The organism is Cryobacterium sp. Y62 (assembly GCF_002929785.1).
Taxonomy (GTDB): domain Bacteria; phylum Actinomycetota; class Actinomycetes; order Actinomycetales; family Microbacteriaceae; genus Cryobacterium.
This window is the reverse complement of sequence record NZ_PJJK01000070.1, coordinates 1-20,528: the sequence shown is the minus strand read 5'-3', so window position 1 is coordinate 20,528 and position 20,528 is coordinate 1. Positions and strand designations below refer to the sequence as shown.

The 20,528-nt window shown below is 61.6% G+C and carries 17 protein-coding genes and 2 pseudogenes; 7 read left to right on the top strand and 12 right to left on the bottom strand.

The window, feature by feature from the left end:
• Nucleotides 1-96: 96 nt before the first annotated feature.
• Nucleotides 97-1,914 (top strand): sigma-54-dependent Fis family transcriptional regulator, encoded by a 1,818-nt coding sequence (locus tag CXY71_RS02180; protein ID WP_158252948.1) that lies wholly within the window; start codon nt 97-99, stop codon nt 1,912-1,914.
• Between the two features lie 80 nt (nt 1,915-1,994).
• Here CXY71_RS02180 and CXY71_RS02175 read toward each other — a convergent pair whose 3' ends face one another.
• Together CXY71_RS02175 and CXY71_RS02170 are read right to left on the bottom strand one after the other, a co-directional pair.
• Nucleotides 1,995-2,249, bottom strand: a complete 255-nt coding sequence (locus CXY71_RS02175) for a hypothetical protein (protein ID WP_146071624.1) — start codon at nt 2,247-2,249, stop codon at nt 1,995-1,997.
• Between the two features lie 181 nt (nt 2,250-2,430).
• Entirely contained in the window at nt 2,431-3,216 is a 786-nt protein-coding gene (locus CXY71_RS02170) for an N-acyl homoserine lactonase family protein (protein WP_104134074.1), read from the bottom strand.
• Between the two features lie 218 nt (nt 3,217-3,434).
• Between CXY71_RS02170 and CXY71_RS02165 the strand changes: the two genes are divergently transcribed.
• The 3 genes from CXY71_RS02165 to CXY71_RS02155 are packed head-to-tail and all read left to right on the top strand — an operon-like array spanning nt 3,435 to nt 6,846.
• Nucleotides 3,435-4,565 (top strand): zinc-binding dehydrogenase, encoded by a 1,131-nt coding sequence (locus CXY71_RS02165; RefSeq protein ID WP_199184167.1) that lies wholly within the window; start codon nt 3,435-3,437, stop codon nt 4,563-4,565.
• 24 nt (nt 4,566-4,589) lie between these two features.
• Nucleotides 4,590-6,050 (top strand): NAD-dependent succinate-semialdehyde dehydrogenase, encoded by a 1,461-nt coding sequence (locus CXY71_RS02160; protein WP_104134072.1) that lies wholly within the window; start codon nt 4,590-4,592, stop codon nt 6,048-6,050.
• A gap of 34 nt (nt 6,051-6,084) precedes the next feature.
• Nucleotides 6,085-6,846, top strand: a complete 762-nt coding sequence (locus CXY71_RS02155; RefSeq protein ID WP_104134071.1) for an SDR family NAD(P)-dependent oxidoreductase — start codon at nt 6,085-6,087, stop codon at nt 6,844-6,846.
• Between the two features lie 63 nt (nt 6,847-6,909).
• Here the strand turns inward: CXY71_RS02155 and CXY71_RS02150 are convergent, their stop codons facing one another.
• The 6 genes from CXY71_RS02150 to CXY71_RS02125 all read right to left on the bottom strand — a co-directional run bounded on the left by CXY71_RS02150 (nt 6,910) and on the right by CXY71_RS02125 (nt 13,121).
• Nucleotides 6,910-8,145, bottom strand: coding sequence for an alkene reductase (locus tag CXY71_RS02150; RefSeq protein WP_104134070.1), 1,236 nt, complete (start codon nt 8,143-8,145; stop codon nt 6,910-6,912).
• Nucleotides 8,146-8,187: 42 nt separating this feature from the next.
• Nucleotides 8,188-10,296: an acetate--CoA ligase family protein gene (locus CXY71_RS02145; protein ID WP_104134069.1), complete on the bottom strand. Its 2,109-nt coding sequence runs from the start codon at nt 10,294-10,296 to the stop codon at nt 8,188-8,190.
• Nucleotides 10,293-10,643 carry a zinc ribbon domain-containing protein gene (locus tag CXY71_RS22530; protein ID WP_104134068.1) on the bottom strand — a complete coding sequence of 117 codons (351 nt, stop codon included), beginning with the start codon at nt 10,641-10,643 and terminating at the stop codon, nt 10,293-10,295. Before CXY71_RS22530 ends, CXY71_RS02145 begins: the two co-directional genes overlap by 4 nt.
• Entirely contained in the window at nt 10,640-11,800 is a 1,161-nt protein-coding gene (locus tag CXY71_RS02135; RefSeq protein ID WP_233204343.1) for a thiolase family protein, read from the bottom strand. Before CXY71_RS02135 ends, CXY71_RS22530 begins: the two co-directional genes overlap by 4 nt.
• Nucleotides 11,801-12,229: 429 nt before the next feature.
• Nucleotides 12,230-12,709: a hypothetical protein gene (locus tag CXY71_RS02130; protein ID WP_146072718.1), complete on the bottom strand. Its 480-nt coding sequence runs from the start codon at nt 12,707-12,709 to the stop codon at nt 12,230-12,232.
• The gene (locus CXY71_RS02125; protein ID WP_146071622.1) at nt 12,693-13,121 is read right to left on the bottom strand and encodes a hypothetical protein; all 429 of its coding nucleotides are present in this window, start codon (nt 13,119-13,121) and stop codon (nt 12,693-12,695) included. The genes CXY71_RS02130 and CXY71_RS02125 overlap by 17 nt, the downstream gene beginning before the upstream one ends.
• 218 nt (nt 13,122-13,339) lie before the next feature.
• On the opposite strand from CXY71_RS02125, the pseudogene CXY71_RS02120 reads away from it, so the two are divergent.
• Nucleotides 13,340-13,735, top strand: a pseudogene (locus CXY71_RS02120) (helix-turn-helix domain-containing protein); the annotation flags it as partial.
• Between the two features lie 452 nt (nt 13,736-14,187).
• Here the strand turns inward: CXY71_RS02120 and CXY71_RS02110 are convergent.
• Nucleotides 14,188-14,757, bottom strand: a complete 570-nt coding sequence (locus CXY71_RS02110; protein WP_158254026.1) for a TetR family transcriptional regulator — start codon at nt 14,755-14,757, stop codon at nt 14,188-14,190.
• A gap of 179 nt (nt 14,758-14,936) precedes the next feature.
• Here CXY71_RS02110 and CXY71_RS02105 point away from each other — a divergent pair, with 179 nt between their 5' ends.
• Nucleotides 14,937-16,538: a GMC family oxidoreductase gene (locus CXY71_RS02105; RefSeq protein ID WP_104134062.1), complete on the top strand. Its 1,602-nt coding sequence runs from the start codon at nt 14,937-14,939 to the stop codon at nt 16,536-16,538.
• A gap of 168 nt (nt 16,539-16,706) precedes the next feature.
• On the opposite strand, the gene CXY71_RS02100 is transcribed toward CXY71_RS02105, so the two are convergent.
• Nucleotides 16,707-17,495 carry an SDR family oxidoreductase gene (locus CXY71_RS02100; protein ID WP_104134061.1) on the bottom strand — a complete coding sequence of 263 codons (789 nt, stop codon included), beginning with the start codon at nt 17,493-17,495 and terminating at the stop codon, nt 16,707-16,709.
• A gap of 404 nt (nt 17,496-17,899) precedes the next feature.
• Here CXY71_RS02100 and CXY71_RS02095 point away from each other — a divergent pair, with 404 nt between their 5' ends.
• Nucleotides 17,900-18,901: an isopenicillin N synthase family oxygenase gene (locus tag CXY71_RS02095; protein WP_104134060.1), complete on the top strand. Its 1,002-nt coding sequence runs from the start codon at nt 17,900-17,902 to the stop codon at nt 18,899-18,901.
• A gap of 360 nt (nt 18,902-19,261) precedes the next feature.
• Here the strand turns inward: CXY71_RS02095 and CXY71_RS02090 are convergent, their stop codons facing one another.
• Nucleotides 19,262-20,296 (bottom strand): glycine betaine ABC transporter substrate-binding protein, encoded by a 1,035-nt coding sequence (locus CXY71_RS02090; protein WP_104134059.1) that lies wholly within the window; start codon nt 20,294-20,296, stop codon nt 19,262-19,264.
• Nucleotides 20,297-20,528 (bottom strand): annotated as a pseudogene (locus CXY71_RS02085) (ABC transporter permease); the annotation flags it as partial.

Genomic DNA, 20,528 nt, shown 5'->3' with positions numbered 1-20,528 from the left:
GGCACCCCCCCCCCCAAATGGGTAGTCTAATAAGTCATTCGCGACGAAGCGAAGCAATTGATCCCAAAGATGTGTTCAAGTGTCAGGAGTACCGCAATGCGTTCAACCCCCCGTCTCGACGACGTCCGGGATATGTTTCTCAGCGATGGCAAACTTGACAGCCGGATGGAACAGCTCGTTCGACCAGTCGTCCTCGATTCTTGGAAACGGTCTCGCCTGCTCGGAGTAGCCGATGATCGCTCTGTGCGGCTCCCATTTGAATCCCCCATTGTGAGCGACTCGGTGTTGCTCCGCGCTGCGCGGCCCATCCTTGCGCGACTCGCCGACGAGCTCGACATGGATCACGCCAGCCTGCTGATCGCCGACCGCCATTCGCGCATTCTGCAGACCTGGAACTCCAATGGTAAGTTCGCCCGGCGAATGGAGGGTATCGGCTCAGTAGCTGGCCACTCCGGCGCGGAGGAAGTTGTCGGTACAAACGGCATCGGAACCCCCGCCACCGACAGGCGAGCGAGCATGATCGTCGGAGCAGAGCACCTCGCGGAAGCCCTCACCGATTTCGCCTGCGTCGGCGCCCCGATCCACGACCCGGTCACGCGCCGATCACAAGGCGTTGTGACTCTTACGGGCCTCGTCGAGGACGCCAGCCCGATCCTCCCCGGCCTCATCAACCAAGCGGCGCGAGAGGTGGGGCGGCAGCTACTGAACCTCTCGAGCATGCGCGAGCGCGTGCTTTTCGACTCCTTCCTCGTCGCCTCCCGGCAGGGTAGGCCGATGGCAGTCGTCGGCGGAGACATACTGATGGAGAACCCCGCCGCGAGCGAATACCTGCATCACATCGACAAGACGACACTATGGCTGATGGTCTCCGAAGCTATTTCAGTGCACCGTCCCAAGCGCACAATCCACATCGAAACCGAGACCGCAATCACGGAGTTGGCCTGTTCCGCCGTCGTATTCGACGACGAAGTGATCGGCGCGATCATTGAAGTGGTCAACCAGAAGAACCACACCGTTCCGCTCACGGACCTGCCGCCCAAGCGAACTCGAGAGTCCTGGGCCCCGCTGTCAGAATCCCTTCCCGGCACAAGTCGACCGTGGGTCTATGCGCGGGAGCAGGCGGAATCGGCCATGCGTGCGTCGCTTCCCGTCGTCGTCTTCGGCGCGAGCGGCACAGGAAAATTCACGCTGCTCCGGCACATGTTCGACCGTGTCGCGCCTGGTCAAAAGCCAATGGTCTGCGACGGTCAGGAATCCTTGAATTACACAGAGGCGTGGCTGACCGATCTGCGCGCGGCGCTTGAGGGTTCCACACCGGTGATTCTGCGTCACATCGACGCACTCGACAACGAGACCGCCCAGCGGGTGGCCGACAGCCTGTCGGCCAATCCTTCGCTCCTGGAGCGCGCCCTCGTGATGGGCACCGCGAGCGCACAAGGATCCAAAGAGCAATCGGCAGGTCATCAGTCGCTGCTGGACGTGCTCGCGGTGGGGAGAATCGATATGCCAAACCTCCGTGAGCGCAAGCAGGACATGCGCATTTTGTTGCGCAATTTCGAGCGCAAGTACGCCTCTAGCCTCAACATTACGTACACGCCAGGGGCGTATGCCGCGCTCTCGAGGGCTCCCTGGCCGGGCAACTTGCGGCAGCTCGAGGCTGTTATGCGCGGCGTCCTAACCCTCGGTCGTCGCAGTGAGGTCACGAGCGACCAGCTGCCGCCCGCCATCGCGAGCTACGCGCGACGTCGGGACCTCACGATGCTCGAGCAACTCGAAGTGGACGGTATTGTCAACGCGCTGATCCGGTGCGACGGCAACAAGGTGCTCGCTGCCGAGATGCTCGGAATCTCCCGATCCACCCTCTACCGCAAGATAAGTGGCTACAAGCTCGACGAAGAGCGGCTCTTCGTCTGACACGGTCCAGGCTCCGCCCGTGAGTGAAGCGTATCGACCGCATACCGCCGAGTGACGGCGCGGCCCGTTATACGCTTCACTCACGCAGCGCTGGCGTCCCCCTCGGCGGGTTCGTGAGCGCTCACGCCGTGACGGTGATTGTGTGTGATGGCGTCGTCCATTGTGGGAGTCTTGAACGCAGCGGCCTTCTCCTGTCGGGTGAACTCGGCATCGAGGGCTCGGTTGTCGCCACGGTACCGCGCGATCCACGCTCTGCCGGCCGTTTCGGACATGTGGCAGAGCCCGGGGACGTCGGGATTCGCCGCGCACATCGACGGCGTAGTCTTCTTTGGCACGGCTGAAGGCTGCGGCTCCGGCCTGCGCGAGATCATCCCCACCGGCGACCATCTACGTTGGCTTATCCCTCCGCACGCCGCACAGTCGCGTTTCGGTGGTGCAGGCACGTCGACAAATGCCTCGTGGACGACGCCGCACTCTGCACATCGGTAGTCGACGAGGATCGCCATGATCGACCGCCTACTCGTAAAAGCCTGGAGCGTGAGCGAATTCGGCCCAATCGTCAGGGTCGTGGCTAATCCATACCGTGGCGTCGAGGGACTCCTTGAGATACTTGAGGCGCCGCAAAGAACGCAGGGCCCCCGTCGTGTCGGCGTCGATGGGGAAGTGGTATTCCTGCTCCATAGCCGCGCGCAAATGGATCGCATCTCCAGTAAGGATGAACGTACGCGACTTTAGGTGCACAATCAGGCTCACCTCGCCAGGAGTATGACCGGGAGTCGCGAGGATGGTGACCGCACCGTCCCCGAACACGTCGAAGTCGCCAGAGACTTCACGCACGTCGAGGCGACGGATGACGTCAAGCACCTCTTCGCGGTAAACGAACTTCTGAATCGGGTCCGGCCAGTTGGCGTATCGAAGCTCACCATCGCCGAAATAGTGTTTGGCCTCAGGAAACAGGAAGAGGCCGCCTGTGTGGTCGAAGTGTCCGTGAGAGGAGACCACATGCGTGATGTCAGAGGCCTTATAACCGATCGCCTGGAGTTGTCGGTCGAGGCGCTGGTCGGCGGTCCCACCGATTCTCAGGTTCGCGGCAAGGTCAGCACCGTACACTTTTTCCGGATCCTCGATGGCATCGGGATGCAGACCCGTGTCAAAGAGCACGAGACCTTTCGGGTGCTCAATCAAAAATGACGGCACCGGGATGGTGATCTCGCCACTGGTGCCATAAAGCAGAGTCTCGGACTGGACCGTGAGTGTCGGCGAGTCCAAGGCCCATAGCCTGCGTGCGTGTCCATTATTCATTCCGCTTCGATCCTTCCGCGTGCAATACGTCCTCGTATCCAGTCAGTCTGCTATCGAAAGTCGATTCGGCCGTGTCCTATCTTGGGTCAGCCCTCTCGCATACAGGATTCAACTTTTTTGTCCGACCTTCATTCCGCGTCTGGGAACGATAACTGTACCGAACTAGGACAACTGAGCACTCGGCACCCGACCTAAGCTCGGGGCGACGGCGCCGCCGCTTGAGCACGTCGTTGGTATTCATTTATGCAAAGGAGCGCCAGGTGCAGGGCAAAGTGGCAGCAATCGTTGGACCGGGCGAGTTCGCGGTAAAACAATACGAAGTCCCCGAACCAGCCGCGGGGGCGCTCGTCCTCAAAGTGCGGCGGGCGAACGTGTGCGGATCCGACATTCACCACTTCCACTTTCATAGTCCCGCGCTACGAGAAGCCGCCCTCGGTCACGAATTCATTGGTGAGGTAGTCTCACTGGGCGCTGGAGTCACACACGACAACGCGGGCATGCCCGTCCACGTCGGCGATCGAATTGTCCCCGTCTATTACGTCACCTGCCGTCGCTGCGAGCACTGCCTGCGGGGCGAGTTCAGCATGTGTACTAACGCACTCCGCGAGTGGTCCAAGAATCCCGATGTCGCACCGCATTTCTTCGGAGGTTTTGGAACCCATTATTACGTGAATGAGGACCAGCACTTCTACAAGGTGCCAGACGAACTCGACGACCGGATCGTGGCAGGTGCGAACTGCGGCCTTGCGCAAATGCTTTTCGCACTCGATCGCACAAGGCTCTCGGCGGGGTCCACAATCGTCATTCAGGGTGCCGGCGGTCTTGGTCTGTACGCTGCCGCCGTTGCGAAGGAGCGCGGAGCGCGGGTCATAATCATCGAAGGCGTGCCCGACCGCATCGCGCTCGCAAAGCGTTTCGGTGCCGACGAAGTCGTGGACATGGCGGTACACACCACGATGGAGGGACGCGTAGCTCGTCTTCAGGAGCTCACAGGCGGTATCGGCCCGGATATCGTGCTTGAGGTTACCGGTGTCTCCGCGGCTTTTCCTGAATCCCTCGTTCTCGCCCGTGTCGGGGGTGAGGTGGTCTCAGTGGGCAACCTCAACGTCGGCGAAGGGTTCGAGGTCTCGCTGTCACCCGGGATTATTACGCGCAAGAACCTGCGGTTGTACGGCGTGCTCCGTTACGACCCCTGGTACCTACATCGTGCTCTTGAGTTCCTCAAGCGCACACGCGATCGCTTTCCCTTCGAGTCGCTCACCATGCAAGCCTATCAATTCGAAGATTTAGGCGACGCCATCCGCGATGGGGAATCGCGCAGCGTGGCCCGCGCTTCAATCGTTTTCTGACAAGTAAAAAAGAAGGAATCTAAGATGGCTGAATACCTCACCAAACTATTCATCGATGGATCTTGGCAGGACGCGATCTCCGGGGAGACGTTCGCTGTGATCAACCCCGCCGATGGCAGCGAACTCGTGCGGATCGCGGATGCGAACGCCGAGGACATGCTCAAGGCGATCGACAGCGCCCAGAAGGCACAGGCTGGCTGGGCGGCGACACCTGCCCTGGAGCGCTCGCGTATCCTCCGGAAGGCCGCGGAGATTGCCCGCGCCGACATCGACCGGCTCGCGCACGTCCTCACGATGGAACAGGGTAAACCCCTAGCCCAGGCTCTCGGAGAGATCACCTACGGTCTAGACTTCATCGAATGGTTCGCTGAAGAAGCGCGGAGAACATACGGAACGACCGTTCCGTCGACGGGCCCCGACAAGCGAATCGTAGCGATCAAGCAGGCCACGGGAGTGAGCGTTGCGATTACGCCGTGGAACTTCCCCGCCCTCCAGATCCTGCGCAAGCTCGGCGCTGCCCTTGCCGCCGGGTGTGCAATGATCGTGAAACCGGCCGCCCTAACTCCGCTGTCTGCCCTCGAGATCGGCAAGTACTTCGCTGAGGCGGGACTGCCCGACGGCGTGCTGCAGGTCGTTACCAGCTCACGAGCATCGCGCGTGAGTGAGGCGATCATGTCAGACAGCCGCGTGCGAGTCGTCTCATTCACTGGCTCGACCGAAGTTGGCAAGGTCCTTATGCGCGAGGGTTCCACCACCATGAAGCGCCTCGCGCTCGAGCTCGGTGGACACGCGCCCTTCATCGTCTTTGAAGATGCAGACCTCGATCATGCACTCGAGCAACTGATCTCCGTCAAGATGCGGAACATGGGACAGACATGCGTCTCCGCCAACCGCATCTTCGTTCAGCGCTCCATCGCCGAGGAGTTCACACGTCGCGTCGTCGAACGACTCTCTTCGATGAAGGTCGGCTTTGGCACGGAATCAGATGTCGAAGTCGGTCCACTGATCAACGCTGGCGCCGTCGATAAGGTTGAGTCACACGTTGCCGATGCGATCGCGAACGGTGCGACGGTCGCCGCAGGCGGCAAACGCCCGTCTGGCGCCGCTCTCGCCAACGGTCACTTCTATGAGCCCACTGTGCTCACTGGGGTCACAGACGAGATGATCATCGCGCGCGACGAGACTTTCGGGCCAGTTGCGCCAATCTTCGAGTTCGATACCGAGGAGGAGGTCATCGAACGGGCGAACAATTCGCCTTTCGGGCTCGCCGCCTACTTCTTTACCCGCGATGTCAACCGTCTGGTCCGGGTCTCGGAGGCTCTCGAATATGGCACCGTCGGGGCGAATGACGGAAGCATTTCAGCTGTGCAGGCGCCGTTCGGTGGTGTGAAGGAAAGCGGCATCGGCCGCGAGGGCGGTCACTGGGGGATGGATGATTACATGGACATCAAGTACATCTCGCTCGCGGGTCTGACCCGGCCTTGACCGAAAGCTCATCGAAGAGGAACCGGAGAAACAAATGACAAGCAAGCTTTTCAAAAGGACCGCCGTCGTGACCGGAGCGGGATCAGGTATAGGACGCGCGATTGCGGCTCGCTTCGCGCTCGAGGGCGCGACCGTCGCCGTGCTCGACCTCAACATCGAGGCTGCGCAAGCAACGGTGGAGCAAATCATGGAATCCGGTGGCACGGGCTTCGCCGTCGAGGTCGATGTTTCCGACGGTGACTCTGTCGCAGCGGCCGCACAGCGAACCATCGAGGAGCTGGACCGGATCGACATCTTGGTCAACAACGCGGGGATCCTCGACGGCTACGCCCCGTTGCTCGACACGAGCGAAGAGCTCTGGGATCGCATCATTGGTGTCGACCTGAAGAGTTTCTTTCTTGTCACGAAGTCATTTCTCCCCACTATGCTCGACGGGGGCGGGGGCACGGTCGTGAACATGGCCTCGATCGCCGGGCTCGTCGCCCGGGGAGGCGGGGTTGCCTATACCTCAGCGAAGCACGGCGCCATCGGCTTCACGAAGCAGATGGCCGCCGATTACGGCAAGCAGGGTATTCGGGTGAACGCGATCTGTCCGGGGGCAGTGGAAACGGGCATGACGAAGGCAATTCTTGAGGAGGGCGAAGCGGCCGTCATCGAGTCGATCAATGCGGTACCGGCTGGACGTCACGCCCAGCCCGAGGAGATTGCCAACCTGGCGCTTTTCTTGGCGAGCGACGACTCCGCCTTCGTCCATGGCGCTGCATACGTCATCGATGGCGGCTGGACGATCGTCTAGCTCAAACACGAACAGCGGCTCCCCCCTAAAAGGAGGGAGCCGCTGTTTTCGTATGGCAGTCCGCTACGCGTCCTGAATCCGTCGGTAGCGCGAAATTGCCCACGCCGCCTCCCATTCGGGGTAGGGAGTAGTTCCGGAGAAATTGGTAACCCGCACACTCGACTCCAACTCCTCGATCGATCGCTGCCCGCTTTCGAGTTCGCGCAGCAGTTGCTCGGCAGCCAGCGAGGGCCAATCGACGTAACCGGCGTCATCCGCCGTATAGAAGGTGGGCGGGTGTGGTGGGGTAAGCGCCGCACTGTCGCGAAGCCGTTTGGGGAGGTCGGGGTTGGAGGTGAATAGTCGACCAAAGGCAACGGCATCAAGGCGCCCGTCCGCCAGAGCGGCACGAGCAGAGTCTGCAGTATAGCGCCCCGCAGCGATGAGGCGGCCTGTATAGCGCGCCCGCACCCAAGCCGAATCGATGCCGTCGGCGTGACTTCTGTGGGATTCGGACCCCGAGATGCCGGGCTCGACCAAATGGAGGAAGGCTAGGTCGAATTTAGCCACGACCTCCAGCACTCGGGCCCAGAGTTCGTTTGGAGCAGAATCATGCATACTCTGGAACATGCTCGAAGGCGATATTCGAAGTCCCACCCGTGATGCGCCGATCGCGCCGGTGACCGCTTCGAGCACCTCGCGCAGGAACAAAGTTCTTGCCTCAACGGAGCCGCCATAGCGGTCCGTGCGCTTGTTGGTGCCGTCCTGTAGGAACTCGTCGATGAGGTAACCGTTCGCGCCGTGCAACTCGACGCCGTCGAAGCCCGCGTCTAAAGCCTTGGTCGCCGCGGCGGCGTAATCTGCCACCACGCGCGGGATTTCGTCCGTATCAAGAGCTCGCGGCACCGCCGACGGAATCATCTCGCCGTCGAGCTCTCGATCTTTCTCAATGGCTATGGCCGACGGAGCGACCGCATGTTCGCCATTGGTTTGCAGCCGGGGATGCGACGCTCGACCTGTATGCCACAACTGCGCCACAATGAGTCCCCCTTGAACGTGCACCGCCTCGGTGACGTCTCGCCAGGCTTCGACCTGGTCCTCCGTCCACAGGCCAGGAAGCCGCCGATCACCTATGCCCTCGCGTGAGATGCAAGTGCCTTCGCTGATGATCAGCCCCGCACCAGCACGTTGTGCGTAATATAGCGGTGCGCTCTTCGATGGTACGGCTTGGGCGTTTGCTCGACGCCGGGTCAGCGGCGCAAGAATGATCCGGTTGCGGAGCTCAAGGTCGCCAAGCTTAATAGGGGTGAACAGACTCATTTTTTCCTCTTTTGTAGTAACACGAACTTGGCCCAGTTGCCGTCAGCTTTTTAGGGATCCACGGATCACGACGGCATCGACAGCCCGGATGGCTGGCTGCACATCTCCGTGCTTCGCCAACAGCATGAGCGGGTTCACATCCAGCTCATGGATTTCCAATTTGTCATCCAGCAGAGCGTCGCCGAGGTTCACGGCGGCTCGGGCCCAAGCCTCTATGTCGACCGGCGGCTCACCTCTCGTACCGCCGAGCACCGCGGCGATCCGCAGCCGGGAGATAGCACGGAGGGCGTCGTCGATGGAATACGGGGGCAGCAGGAACTGCACGTCGGGCATCGCCTCGACGTGGACACCGCCTGAGCCGATCACGACGACGGGGCCGAACACGGGGTCTACGCGCGCGCCGAGCATTCCCTCATGTACACCCTTCACCATGCGTGCGACGATCACCCCTTCGTTCGCGATTCCCGCCCTGGCCATCAGGTCAAACATCTCTTCAACGACACGAGTCGCATCAGCTTCACGCACGCCCACCCGCACAAGGCCGAGTTCGGACTTGTGCGTCATTTCGGACGAGCACCCCTTGATCACCACCGGGCCGTCGCCAAGCGCTTCGACTGCAGCCGGTGCACCGTCAGGATGGGTGACCAGCACGTGCTCTACTGTTGGCACACCCAAGCGGTCAATGATGCCGAGGCTCTCGGACTCATTGAGGACGACGCGCTCGGTCCCGCATACGCGCCTTATCCTGGGTCGACCAAGTGTGCGGTGCCGCGCGCGAGCGATGAGTGCGTGATGGTGGAGGTACTGTGAGAGCGCGCGAACCGCCTGCCACTCATCCGCATAGACGACGGTTCCGTGCGCTCGGAAGCGCTCGGCGATGTCATTCTGCGGGACCGCCATGACGAGCGGGACGCCGGCAGACGCTTCGAAGTCCGCCACGTCCCGCGCGAATCTTTCAACGTCGTAGCCTCGACCTGACACGGGGATGCCAAGAAAGCACGCGTCGACGGACTCATCGCGTCCGAGGACTGGAAGAACGCGACCGAACAGGGAGCTGTCGGTGAGCAACGCTGCGGTCACGTCGATGGGGTTGTCTAACGAGGCGAATGAGGGCAGTACAGCGGCGAGGTCCACTTGCGATTGTTCGGATAGCTGGGACAACGGCAGGTCGTTGTCTTGGGCCGCGTCGGCGGCAAGAACGCAGATGGCTCCAGAGTTGCTCACGATCGCGAGCCGCTCTCCCTTCGGGACGGTTGGTCGAAGGTAGAGCCCGACCGCGGACACGAGGTCGTGGGTGCTACGCGCACGCCAGATGCCATACTTTTCGAGGAAGGCGTCGACGACTTTTTCTTCGGTCGCGAGGGCGCCGGTGTGGGATGCGGCGGCTCGCTGCCCCGCTTCGCTGCGGCCTCCCTTGAGCGCGATCACGGGGACCCCACGCTCGAGGGCCTTCGTGGCTACACGCGCAATGGAGTCAAGGTCCCTAAAATCTTCGAGGTAGAGCAGCAGGAGCGAGATGTCGGGGTCTTCGAGGATCTCCGCCGCAAGCTCCGCCGCCGTGACATCGATGTCGTTCCCGGTGCCGTGCGCATAGCGGACACCGATGCCGGCCTGTCGAAGCAAGCCGTAAGGCACGGAGCACAGCGCCCCGCTCTGACTGACGATGGCGACGGGTCCGTCTTGCGGAGGCTCTTCGGTGAAGAGCGTGGAAAAGCCGAGGACGGCACCCGTCGCGAAGTTCGCGAGGCCCTGCGAGTTCGGTCCGACGATGCGCATGCCCGTCCGCGCAGCGGCGGCGAGCATCTCGTTCTGCCACGCGAGACCTTGCTCATCACCTGTCTCACCGAAACCTGAAGACATGACGATGCAGCCCTTGACACCTAGATCTGCGCAACGGACGATCTGAGCGACCGCGTTTGCGCCCGATACTGCGATGATCGCGACATCGGGGAGCGAGGGAAGATCATCGAGGGAGGGATACGCGGTGATCCCCTGGATCCGCACCCGGTTTGGGTTGATCGGGTATATAACACCTTCGAACCCGAATTCCCGCATGTATCGGATGGGACGGCCGCCGATCTTCTCGGGGTCGTTGGATGCGCCGATGATTGCGACAGAACCCGGACGGTGAAAGAACCAGAGCGAACTCATGCTGGGATCACTTCGCAGTAGGGGAACAACTGTGCCGTGTCTGCATCCTGGACGATCGACACGACGACCCGGCTGCCGATCGAGGTTCCTGGTGCGCACTGCGCCATGACACGAATTCCTTCGTCGAGGTCGACGAGAGTGATCCCAATCGACGAGGCACCTCCGTCGCCCCTGCGGTGGATCGTAGTCTGAGCAAATATCGTTCCTGTGCCGATGGGCTCGAATGGAGAGGCCGCGGAACCGCACCGAGGGCACCGCGGTCTGGGCAGGTACCACGCGTGCCCTTCGTCGCAGCGCTGCCCGAGAAGGCGGCGTTGACCATGGGTCCAATCGTCCAGTTCACTCATTTCAGCCCTTCTGCCGTAGAGGGCGTCGCATACGCGCCACCGTCCAACACGATTGAGACATGCGCAGAGAGGACACCGCCGTCAGCATGCAAGAAGCCTCGCCTCGGCCGCTCGACAAGCTGCCTCGATCCCGCCTCGCCTCGGATCTGAATGACGAGTTCGGCCATGTGCGCCATCCCACCCGCGACGCCCGGGTGGCCGTATGAAAGGAGTCCGCCATGCAGGTTCAGCGGATACTTTCCCGTCGCTGCGAATGCACCGTCTCGCGCCATTCCCCCGGCCGTGCCCGGCTGCGCGATGCCGATCTCCTCGAGCAGGATCGCGAGCGTGATGGTGAAGCTGTCGTAGATTCCAAAGATGTCTATGTCCGTGACGACGGCTCCGGCTTGGTTCAGGGCCTGTTCTGCGCTCTGCCTCGCACCGACGGAGCTGAAGTCCGCCTCACTGACGTGCTGGTGCAAATTCGTCTCGCCGATGCCCGTGATCTCCACACTGCGGGTGCCCTCGGAGCGGCGGGAGAGAACAAACGCCGCCGACCCATCAGAAATTGGGCAGCAGTCGAGCAGACCGAGCGGCTCCGCAATCAGCGGCGCATTCAGAACATCGTCGACAGTAATCGACTTGTGGAACTGCGCTCCGGGATGGGTCCGCGCATGCTCGCGCATCTGCACTGCCAGGGGCGCGAGGTCCTCTCGTTTCAGGGAGTAGCGATGCAGGTACTCGGAGGCGAGAAGTGCGTAGTACGCGGGGATGTTCGCACCGAGTGCTACCTCGTGCGTCGCATGGCCTACTTGCGCGAGTGTCGCGATCGCCGCATCGCGGCTCTGCCCACTTGCGCGGTTCTCTCCGCCGACGACGAGCACGGTATCGGCACTTCCCGACCAGACGAGACGAGCGGCCTCGGCAACCATCGCGAGCCCCGTCGCACCCCCGACGTTCATGCCAAAGGCCCGCTCGGGGGTCGCGCCCAGATACTCGGCGAGCAGATTCCCAGGCATGATGTGGTTGACGGTCGTCGCGTAGCCGGCGATGACCGTGTCGACGTCACGGGCACGAATCCCGGCGTCATCGAGGGCTTGTAAGGCTGCCTCACCTTGAAGCTCCAGCGCGCTGCGTCCGGCATTGCGGCTAAAGGGCGTCAGTCCGACTCCGGTCACGACCGCAGACGGGTTGTTCCTAATCAATGAGTCTCGCATCGCTGGCCTACGCACTGGGTCTCAGGGTCGCTGGCGGCGTCACCCTCGAGTCGTCGTCACGGGGAAACCAGTTTTGGGTCATATAGAACATGGTTTCAGTCTCTTTGAAATCACCATGCGCGGGCTGTCCCATATTGCGACGTGGAGCCATAGCACCGCGAACCGCAGGCGATGATCATAAAAGCGGGACAGCCGAACGAGAATGCCGCCATGCCCCCATAGGGATGCATCCTCCGGCAGAGGACGAATGGCCGCGCTCCATGGTTGCGGCGCCGCGGCCGCAGCGTCGACCAGCGCCGTCGTTCGATCCCGGATGAGTCCCGCTTGGGCGTGAAGCCAGTCACGGACCTCGCGGTTGTCCCTGGCAGCTCCGCCAGGCGGCGGGGTCACCTAGGTCGGGGGTGCGCTCTCGCCTGTTGTAGCCACAGTTGCGCCGATGCGGTGATGGTAAATCTTCGCGAACGGCTCAACTGTCGAGTCCGACCCGGTGTCCTCGGCCCGGTCGGCCGCGGACACCTGCGCACGCACGGCGGCACCCCACGCCTCATGCGCAGCCAGCCGGCTTGCGAGATGGGTCCACGCCTCGTCGTTGACAATCCGACCGGCCATGCCCGCGTCGAGCACATCGCGGACGACCGCTTCCATCCGTCCGATCTGGTCGGGATCGTAGACCCGCGCGAGAGCATCCACCTCGAGGGTCTCCTCCACGACCGCACACATCCGGTTGGATTCGCGGCCGCGCGTCGCCACCACATACAGTTGCTCGCGGGACGTGGACTGCGGGTCCACAAAAGTATGGGACGTGTCAACGATCATGTCCTGCACCCGGTTAATCGTCGCCGCATAGCCAAGCTCAACATGCGTGGCCACATATACGGCCGGCCGGGTCAACACCCCCAGGCCGGAGACTCTTCACCTTCAGGTCATCGCCCTCGTCACCCAGGATCGTCCAGAGGTCACCGTTCGCGACGAAGTCCTTACCCTGGTTGGACCGCAGCTTCCGGTCGTTCTGCCGCATCATGATCACATCGCTCACGCCGTCCTTGTTCCCGTCGTGGAGCAACGCCCCGCTCTTGCCGACAGCACTCTGGCCGATCAGGTCCAGGCGGGCATGCGCGTTCAGCGCGGCAACCTGCGCTTTGGCTCCCGTTACTATGATCGTATGCCGAGGGTCGGCGCGATCCGCCGTGACATAGAAGTCGAGCGACGCGTTTGCACTATCACGCGGCAGGAGGGACGCGGCCGCTTCCAACCCGGTTGCCCGCGGCGAATTCTTAGCCACGGCGCACGGAGTGGTGCCGCACGGCGGCTTGGCGGGCCAGTAGGTGTAGCCGTTCAGACCGTCGGACGGGGTCGTGGGCCCGTCTGCGTAACCTCGGTTAAGCCCCGGCTTTCGGTCCCAGCCTGTCGATAGTGAAGTCGTTGCTATCGAGCGGCGACACCACTTGTGGCGGGGCGGATTCAATTGGTCGTCGCAACACCTCGACATGGAGGTGGATTATGGGACGTCCAAAAGGTTGGATGGCCACGCAACTCGGGCGGGAACCGATGCGGCCGCCGGCGTGGCGCCGGGAGCACCGGCAAGATTTCTGGAACCTCGTCGGACAGGGTCTCTCGAGCGAGGACGCGGGCGAGCGGGCCGGCGTGTCGGCGCCGGTCGGGACACGGTCGTTCCGTCATGCTGGCGGGATGCGAGACATCAGCAGAGCACCGCTTTCGGGGCGGTTTTTGACCTTCGTCGAGCGAGAGGAGATCGCGATCCTGCGGGCACAGAACGCCGGGGTTCGACAGATCGCACAGGTCCTGAGTCGGTCACCGTCGACGATCTCACGCGAGCTGCGGCGCAACGCTGCATCTCGTGGCGGCAAGCCCGAATACCGCGCCGTGAGCGCTCAGCACGGTTGGTGTTAACAGTTGGATATTCACGAGGCGGTGCGTCAGCTGAATGTGCACCTCGGGGCGACGTTGGTGGCGGCTCTGATCGGTTCCAAAGACCGCAAGTTTCCCCATCGCTAGGCCAAGAGTGACGGACCCGTTCCTGGTACAGATTATGAGCGACGTTCGGGCATGGCGCACCGGGCATGGCGGCAGATAGCGGATGCCGAAAGCGATCACCCGGCACGGGCGTGGTTTGTCGGTGGCGATCCGTTTCTCCAGGAAGATACTCCGCTGACAGAAATCAGAGAAGACCGGGACGCCGACGTGATGAATGCCGTCGCCGCCCTTAAGGAAAACCGTCACGACGTAGGAATGTCGCACAGGCGAGTACTTGTACGAAGACTGGTCTCAGAATCATTCGTTCGGAGGTCCGCGGATATCGGGTGCCATGAGAGTGTTCCGCATTCCGCTTATTGATTCTTTTCGTGTGCGAATGCGGCTTGTAGGGCTCTGGAGTAGTCCCGGAGGGCGGTCTCCACATATGGCAAGGGGGACGATTGCCCTGCGCAGAGCCACTTACGGAAACCGACGAACATAGCGTGCCAGTAGCCGTGGCCGAGAACTTCCGGCAGCGTGTCCTCTGGGTCAAGTCCTTCTCGGCCAGCGATGAAGCGGGTGATGGCATCCCGCCAGGGTTGACCCTGCATGTACGCGTAACTCTGTAACGACGGAACTGCCTGAATGAGGGTGACTTCGGCATGCATGATGGGCAGAGCAGCGGGATAGGTGTGCAGACCGGAGAGTACCGCTGCCACGACGGCGTCAGTACTGACGATGTCGATGGGAGCATGATCCAGCGCATTGGTGAGGTCTTTGAGTTGCCGGTTGAAACGGTTCCAAACGATGTCGGCTTTGTTGGGGAAGTAGTTGAACAATGTCTTGCGTCCAATGCCAGCGGCTCTGGCGATGTCGGTCATCGTTGTCTTGTCAAAGCCGTTTTTCAAAAACAAGCCCAGGCCGATCTCTGCGACGGCATCCACTGACACTGTCGAGGGGCGTCCTCGCCCTCGACTCTCTCCGGTATCGGGGGTGGAAGCCATTGACTCGACCCTACTCTCTGACAATACTTGAATTAAAACACTTAGTGTAATAAATAGAGTGTCTTCGACGCCTGAATCGGTGCGTCCGTTGATCATCCACAAGGAAGACGGAGTTCAGCATGATTTTTGATTACATTATTGTCGGTGCCGGAGCGGCGGGATGTGTCCTGGCCAATCGACTGAGCGAAGACCCCGCGAATCAGGTTTTGCTGCTGGAAGCCGGAGGCTCCGATCGTAGTCCGGTGATTCTCGTGCCGAAGGGGTTCTATTTCACGATGACGGACCCGAAGTACACGAAGAAGTTCGCCACGGAACCGTTTGGAACCGGGTCCGTCGAGCATTGGTCGCGCGGTCGGATGATCGGCGGTTCCACTGGGGTGAACGGCATGGTCTGGAACCGCGGTTGGAAGCCCGATTACGACTCGATCGAAGCGGCAGGCAATCCTGGTTGGGGATGGGACACCTTTGTAGGCGCCTATCGGAGCATTGAAGACCACGCACTTGGCGCGTCGGATATTCGAGGCGTCGGCGGTCCCGTCGGGATTTCCGTAGCTTCCCCACCCGAAGAGGTCAGTGAGGCCTTCATGGACGCTGCGGGAAAGCTCGGTATGAACCGGGAAGACGACCTGAACGGGAGCGACAATGAGCGCGTCGGATACGTATCGTCGAACATCGCGAACGGCTTGCGCGTTAGCGCTGCGGAGGCGTATCTGCATCCGGTTCGGCAACGGCCCAACTTGACGGTGCTAAGCCATTCGGAGGTTGGATATGTTCTCTTCGATGGGAAGCGTGCCACCGGAGTGCGCGTTGAGCGCAAGGGCGTGACGGTCGACTACTCCGCCCGTAAAGAAGTGCTCCTGGCCGGCGGTTCGCTCGACACTCCGCTTCTCCTTGAACGCTCCGGCATCGGAGATCCAGATCAGCTACGTTCTGCCGGGGTGCAGGTAGTCGTGGACAGCCCCAACGTCGGAGAACGGTTGTACGAGCATCACGGCACCAGCTTCCAATTCTCGATGCAGGGCGCAGACGGATACAACAAGCAGCTCTCTAACGTTTCACGGCAGATGCTCACCGGCACGAAATATCTGATGCAACGTGACGGCGTCATGTCGTTCGGCGGCTACAACGTGCTGATGTATTACAAGTCGGATCCGAAATCCGACCGGCCGGACACGCAGGGATTCTTCACTCCTATCTCCACTGCGGCGGCATCGTTAACCTCGGGCAAAGTGAAAGTCGATAAAAACCCGGGAATGATGTTCCTGACTTACCCGCTGCGCCCAACGAGCACCGGATCCATCCACATCACCGGTGCTTTGCCGTCGAACAAGCCGACGGTTATCGCGAATTTCCTCGAAACCGAGCACGACCGCCGCTTGGTCGTTCTCGGGGCACGGAAGGGACGCGAAATCATGGCCCAGGGTCCGATCAGCCGACTCGTGCGCGAGGAAACCCTCCCTGGCACTGATTATGCAACGGATGAGCAGATACTCGAAAACGCGCTCAACCGCGGCGGAACCGGTTACCACACGCTGGGCACGTGTGCAATGGGCCCCAATGACGACGACGTCGTAGACGCTCGGCTTCGTGTTCGCGGGGTGGAAGGACTCCGAGTCGTTGACGCGTCCGTCTTCCCGCACATGCCATCGGGTAACAACAATGCCCCGACTCAGGCGCTTGCCTGGCACGCGGCACAACTTATCCTCGAAGACAACTCGTGAGCAACTCCCCTGCACGCTTCACTACGCTGCGGTAACGGCGTAGTGCGATCGGGTTTCGGGGTTCATCCCGGCCGTTTGCGGCAGGTCCCTGTCATCGCCGATAGTTCTCAGGCGCCGGCCATGTCGCTCTGCAGAGGCTCAGTGGCCGTGCGCCTCGATCGAAACAGGTTACCATTCGTTCCACGTCGCCAGGCGTGATTCGTAATCCTTCGTCGCGATTGCTAGGGGGGCCGTGCCGAAGAAGATGCGTAGTGGCGGCTTTTCCGCGTCGACGACCTTAAGGATCGCGCCTCGGGTGGCCGTAGGGTCGCCGGGGTTGTTCGCCGACGGACGCCTTGCCGCGGCCTGTCGGACGTCGGCGTATTCCGGCATCTGTTCGCTATGCGAGGCGGATGGCCCGGACCAATCAGTCGAGAAGCCGCCAGGCTCCACCAACGTCACGCTAATACCAAAGCCTGCAACCTCCTGTGAGAGAGACTGCGAGAAGCCTTCAAGCGCCCACTTCGACGCATGGTAGATGCCAACAGATGGGAACGCACTGATCCCACCAATACTCGATACCTGGATGATATGGCCCGAACCTTGCTGACGCATGATTGGCAACGCCGCTTGTGTAATCCACAGGGCGCCAAACACGTTCGTCTCAAGTTGCGCTCGAGCCTCAGCTTCAGTCAACTCCTCAACCATGCCGAAATGACCATATCCAGCGTTGTTGACGACAACATCGAGGCGGCTAAAGTGCTCGACTGTCTTGTGGACGGCCGCGAAGCCTGCATCTTTGTCCGTGACATCAAGCTGAAGCGGCAGAAACGTTTCGGAGTATTTGTCACGGAGGGTATCGAGTGTTGCCAGTTTTCGTGCCGTGCCTGCGACGGAGTCCCCGCGCTCCAGCGCGGCCTCTGCCCATTCGCGGCCAAAGCCCTTGGATGCACCAGTAATAAACCACGTCTTACTCATGAGCAAAGTCCTTTCGATAACGTACGCACACAGGTAACGCGTGGCGAGGACAAAGCATTCCTAGCTACGAAGTGCACGGGTTGTCCAAGGCCGCTCTCACACCGGAGTTCTGCAGCACCAGCCTCGGTAGTATTCCTCTTTCCAGAGGCGCACCCAGCTGCCCAGCGACCCTCGATAACACCGATCTCCGGGCGGCTTGAGTCATCGGCCGGCCCGATGAAATCACCAGCTCCACAGCCTCGGCCCGGAACTCAGCATTGAACTTTCGACGATTAGTCATGAAACGGATTCTCCTTACCTCGGCCTCAATTCACCACACGGGCGCAGCCGACGCGTATAATCCCGTCTAAGGCTCGGAGACGTCACAATTCGCAGCGTGGCCTGCGCGGTGTCAAACTTGAACCATGGTGCTTTCACTCCCAATCCTCGATTTCTCTCAACTCGACGCTGGCGAAGCCGAAGCTGCGGCATTCCGCGCCGACCTCCTGCGCGTCACCCACGAGGTCGGGTTCTTCTACCTGACCGGCCACGGCGTCGACCCGCAGCTGACGAAGGAGCTCCTCGCCGTCTCGCGCAAGTTCTTTGATCTACCGGCCGAGCAGAAACTCAAGCTGGAAAACATCCACAGTCCCCAGTTTCGCGGTTATACCCGCGTCGGCGGGGAGCTCACCGCCAACGCCGTCGACTGGCGTGAGCAAATCGATATCGGAGTAGACCGCGAGCCCGTGCCCCTCGCCGTCGGAACTCCAGACTATTGGCGCCTCGAGGGCCCGAACCTCTGGCCGGACTCCTTGCCCGAGCTGAAGACCGTCGCCCTGCGCTGGAATGAGGAGCTGAGCCGCATCGCACTTCGCCTGCTGCGCGCCTGGGCACTCGCCCTCGGTAGCCCCGAGAACGTCTTCGACGCCGCTTTCGCCGAGAACCCGTTCCTCTTAACCAAGATCGTGCGCTATCCCGGCCAGCCGGTACGTGCCCAGGGTGTAGGCGAGCACCGCGACGGTGGAGTTCTTACACTGCTGCTCGTCGAACCAGACAAGGATGGCCTGCAAGTCGAGCACGATGGCGAGTGGATCGACGCTCCCCCGCTCGACGGCGCCTTCGTCGTGAACATCGGCGAAATGCTCGAGCTGGCAACGGATGGCTACCTCAAGGCGACCCTGCACCGCGTTTTCTCCCCTGAAGACGGGTCCGACCGCATCTCCGTGCCGTTCTTCTTCAACCCTGCACTCGACACCGTAATGCCGCGACTGCAGCTCGACGAGAGCCTGTCTCGCGAGGCCCGCGGGCTCTCTGCCGACCCGACCAACAGTCCCATTCTTGAGACGACCTACGGTGACAACGCCCTGCGCTACCGCTTACGCGCCCACCCCAACGTGGCTGCGGCCCACCACGCCGATCTGATCTAATCCCGGATGACGGATGATGCCCAGACCGAGGCATCCGTCTTAGGCGTTACCTGAACCGTCTGGTCGATGATGGCCTCGTTCGTGGTCCCAGCCGGCATCGACAGCGCGACCAAAGCTTGCTGACACGGCAGCGGGTGGAGGCCAAAACACGATAGAGAAGTGCGGAACGTCAGCTGAATTGGTAGCGACCAAGGTAATCGCGGTGGCGTGTTAATTCGCCAACTATCCGACGCTAACGTGCTGCCGTGTGGGCACGTGTAGTCGCCGGTGAGGTTGATGTGTCCAGCCAGCGAGAGCAGAGCCACTGCGATGCTGGCCCGGACGATCGTGCTGTTAGCGGCATCCGTCGCCCGTGTCTGGTTAGCTCGCTGGGTCGGTGATGAAACCCTCCTCGATCATCCAGGCGTAGGCCACATTGGCGGGTTCGGCGCCGTCGACGTCAACTTGACGGTTCATGCCACGCAGAACTTCGTCGGTGAGCCGGGGCGATATTTTGGCGAAGATCTCTTCCAGGCCAGGGTGGGCCTCGATCGTCTCGGTGAAGAAGATCGGCGCCACGTTGTATGCCGGGAAAAATGCGAGGTCGTCGGTCAGGACGGTGAGGTCGAGCGCGTCGAGGCGACCGTCAGTCGTAAAGACTTCGCCGAAGTTGCAGGCGCCGTTGTCGGTTGCGCTGTAGATGGCACCGGTGTCGTAGATGCCAATGTTGTTGTCGGGCACGCCGTTGGCGGTGCCACGTTCTAGTCCGTAGTGGGCGAGCATGGGGTTCATGCCGTCTGGCCGGGAGTTGAATTCGGACTCGACGCAGAAGGTACGATCCGCGACCGGTAACGCGGCAAGTTCGGACAGGGCCGTGATGTTGCCGAGGTCGGCGACTGCCTCACTGCGCACGGCGAGGGCGTAGGTGTTGTTCATCGGTGCTGGCGCACCCCAGGTGACACCGTTTTTGATATCGAGGTCGTATACGGCTTGCCACATTTCGTTCTGGTCAGTGATCGCCTCAGTCTGGCCGAGGTAGGTCAGCCACGTGGTTCCGGTGTAATCCCAGAGCACGTCGGCCTGGCCAGAGAGAAGCAGATCGCGTGCCGGCTGGCTGCCGGGCACGTTACTGAGGTCTGTGACGTCGAATCCGGCTGCAGTCCCGGCGAGGACGGCGATTTTGCCGAGCAGTAGCTGCTCAGTGAAGTTCTTGGACGTGACTGTGAGGTTTACGCCGTCGGCGCCGTCGAGAGGGGTGATCGACCCGAGTCCGACCGTGGGAACGTAGGAGGTCGCCGGCTGCAGTCCGCAGCCGGTCAAGGCGACGGCGGACAGGGCGAGGATACCCGTGGCGAGGCCCCAGCGACCGAGGTGCCCACGGGCGCGAGGACGGGTGCGTGAAGAAGTGCGGTACATCTAGAGTCCCTTCGGGCGGGCGACGTGTTCTACCACACGGCCGACCCAGTCGATGAGGAGGGCGAGTAGCGCAACGAGCAGGGCCCCGGTGACGAGCACGGGGGTGAGGCTGAGATTGACGCCCGTGGTGATGAGGATGCCCAGTCCGCCACCGTTGACGAATGTGGCCAGGGCTGCGGTGCCGACTAGCAGAACGAGGGCGGTACGCACACCTGACAGCATGACTGGCACG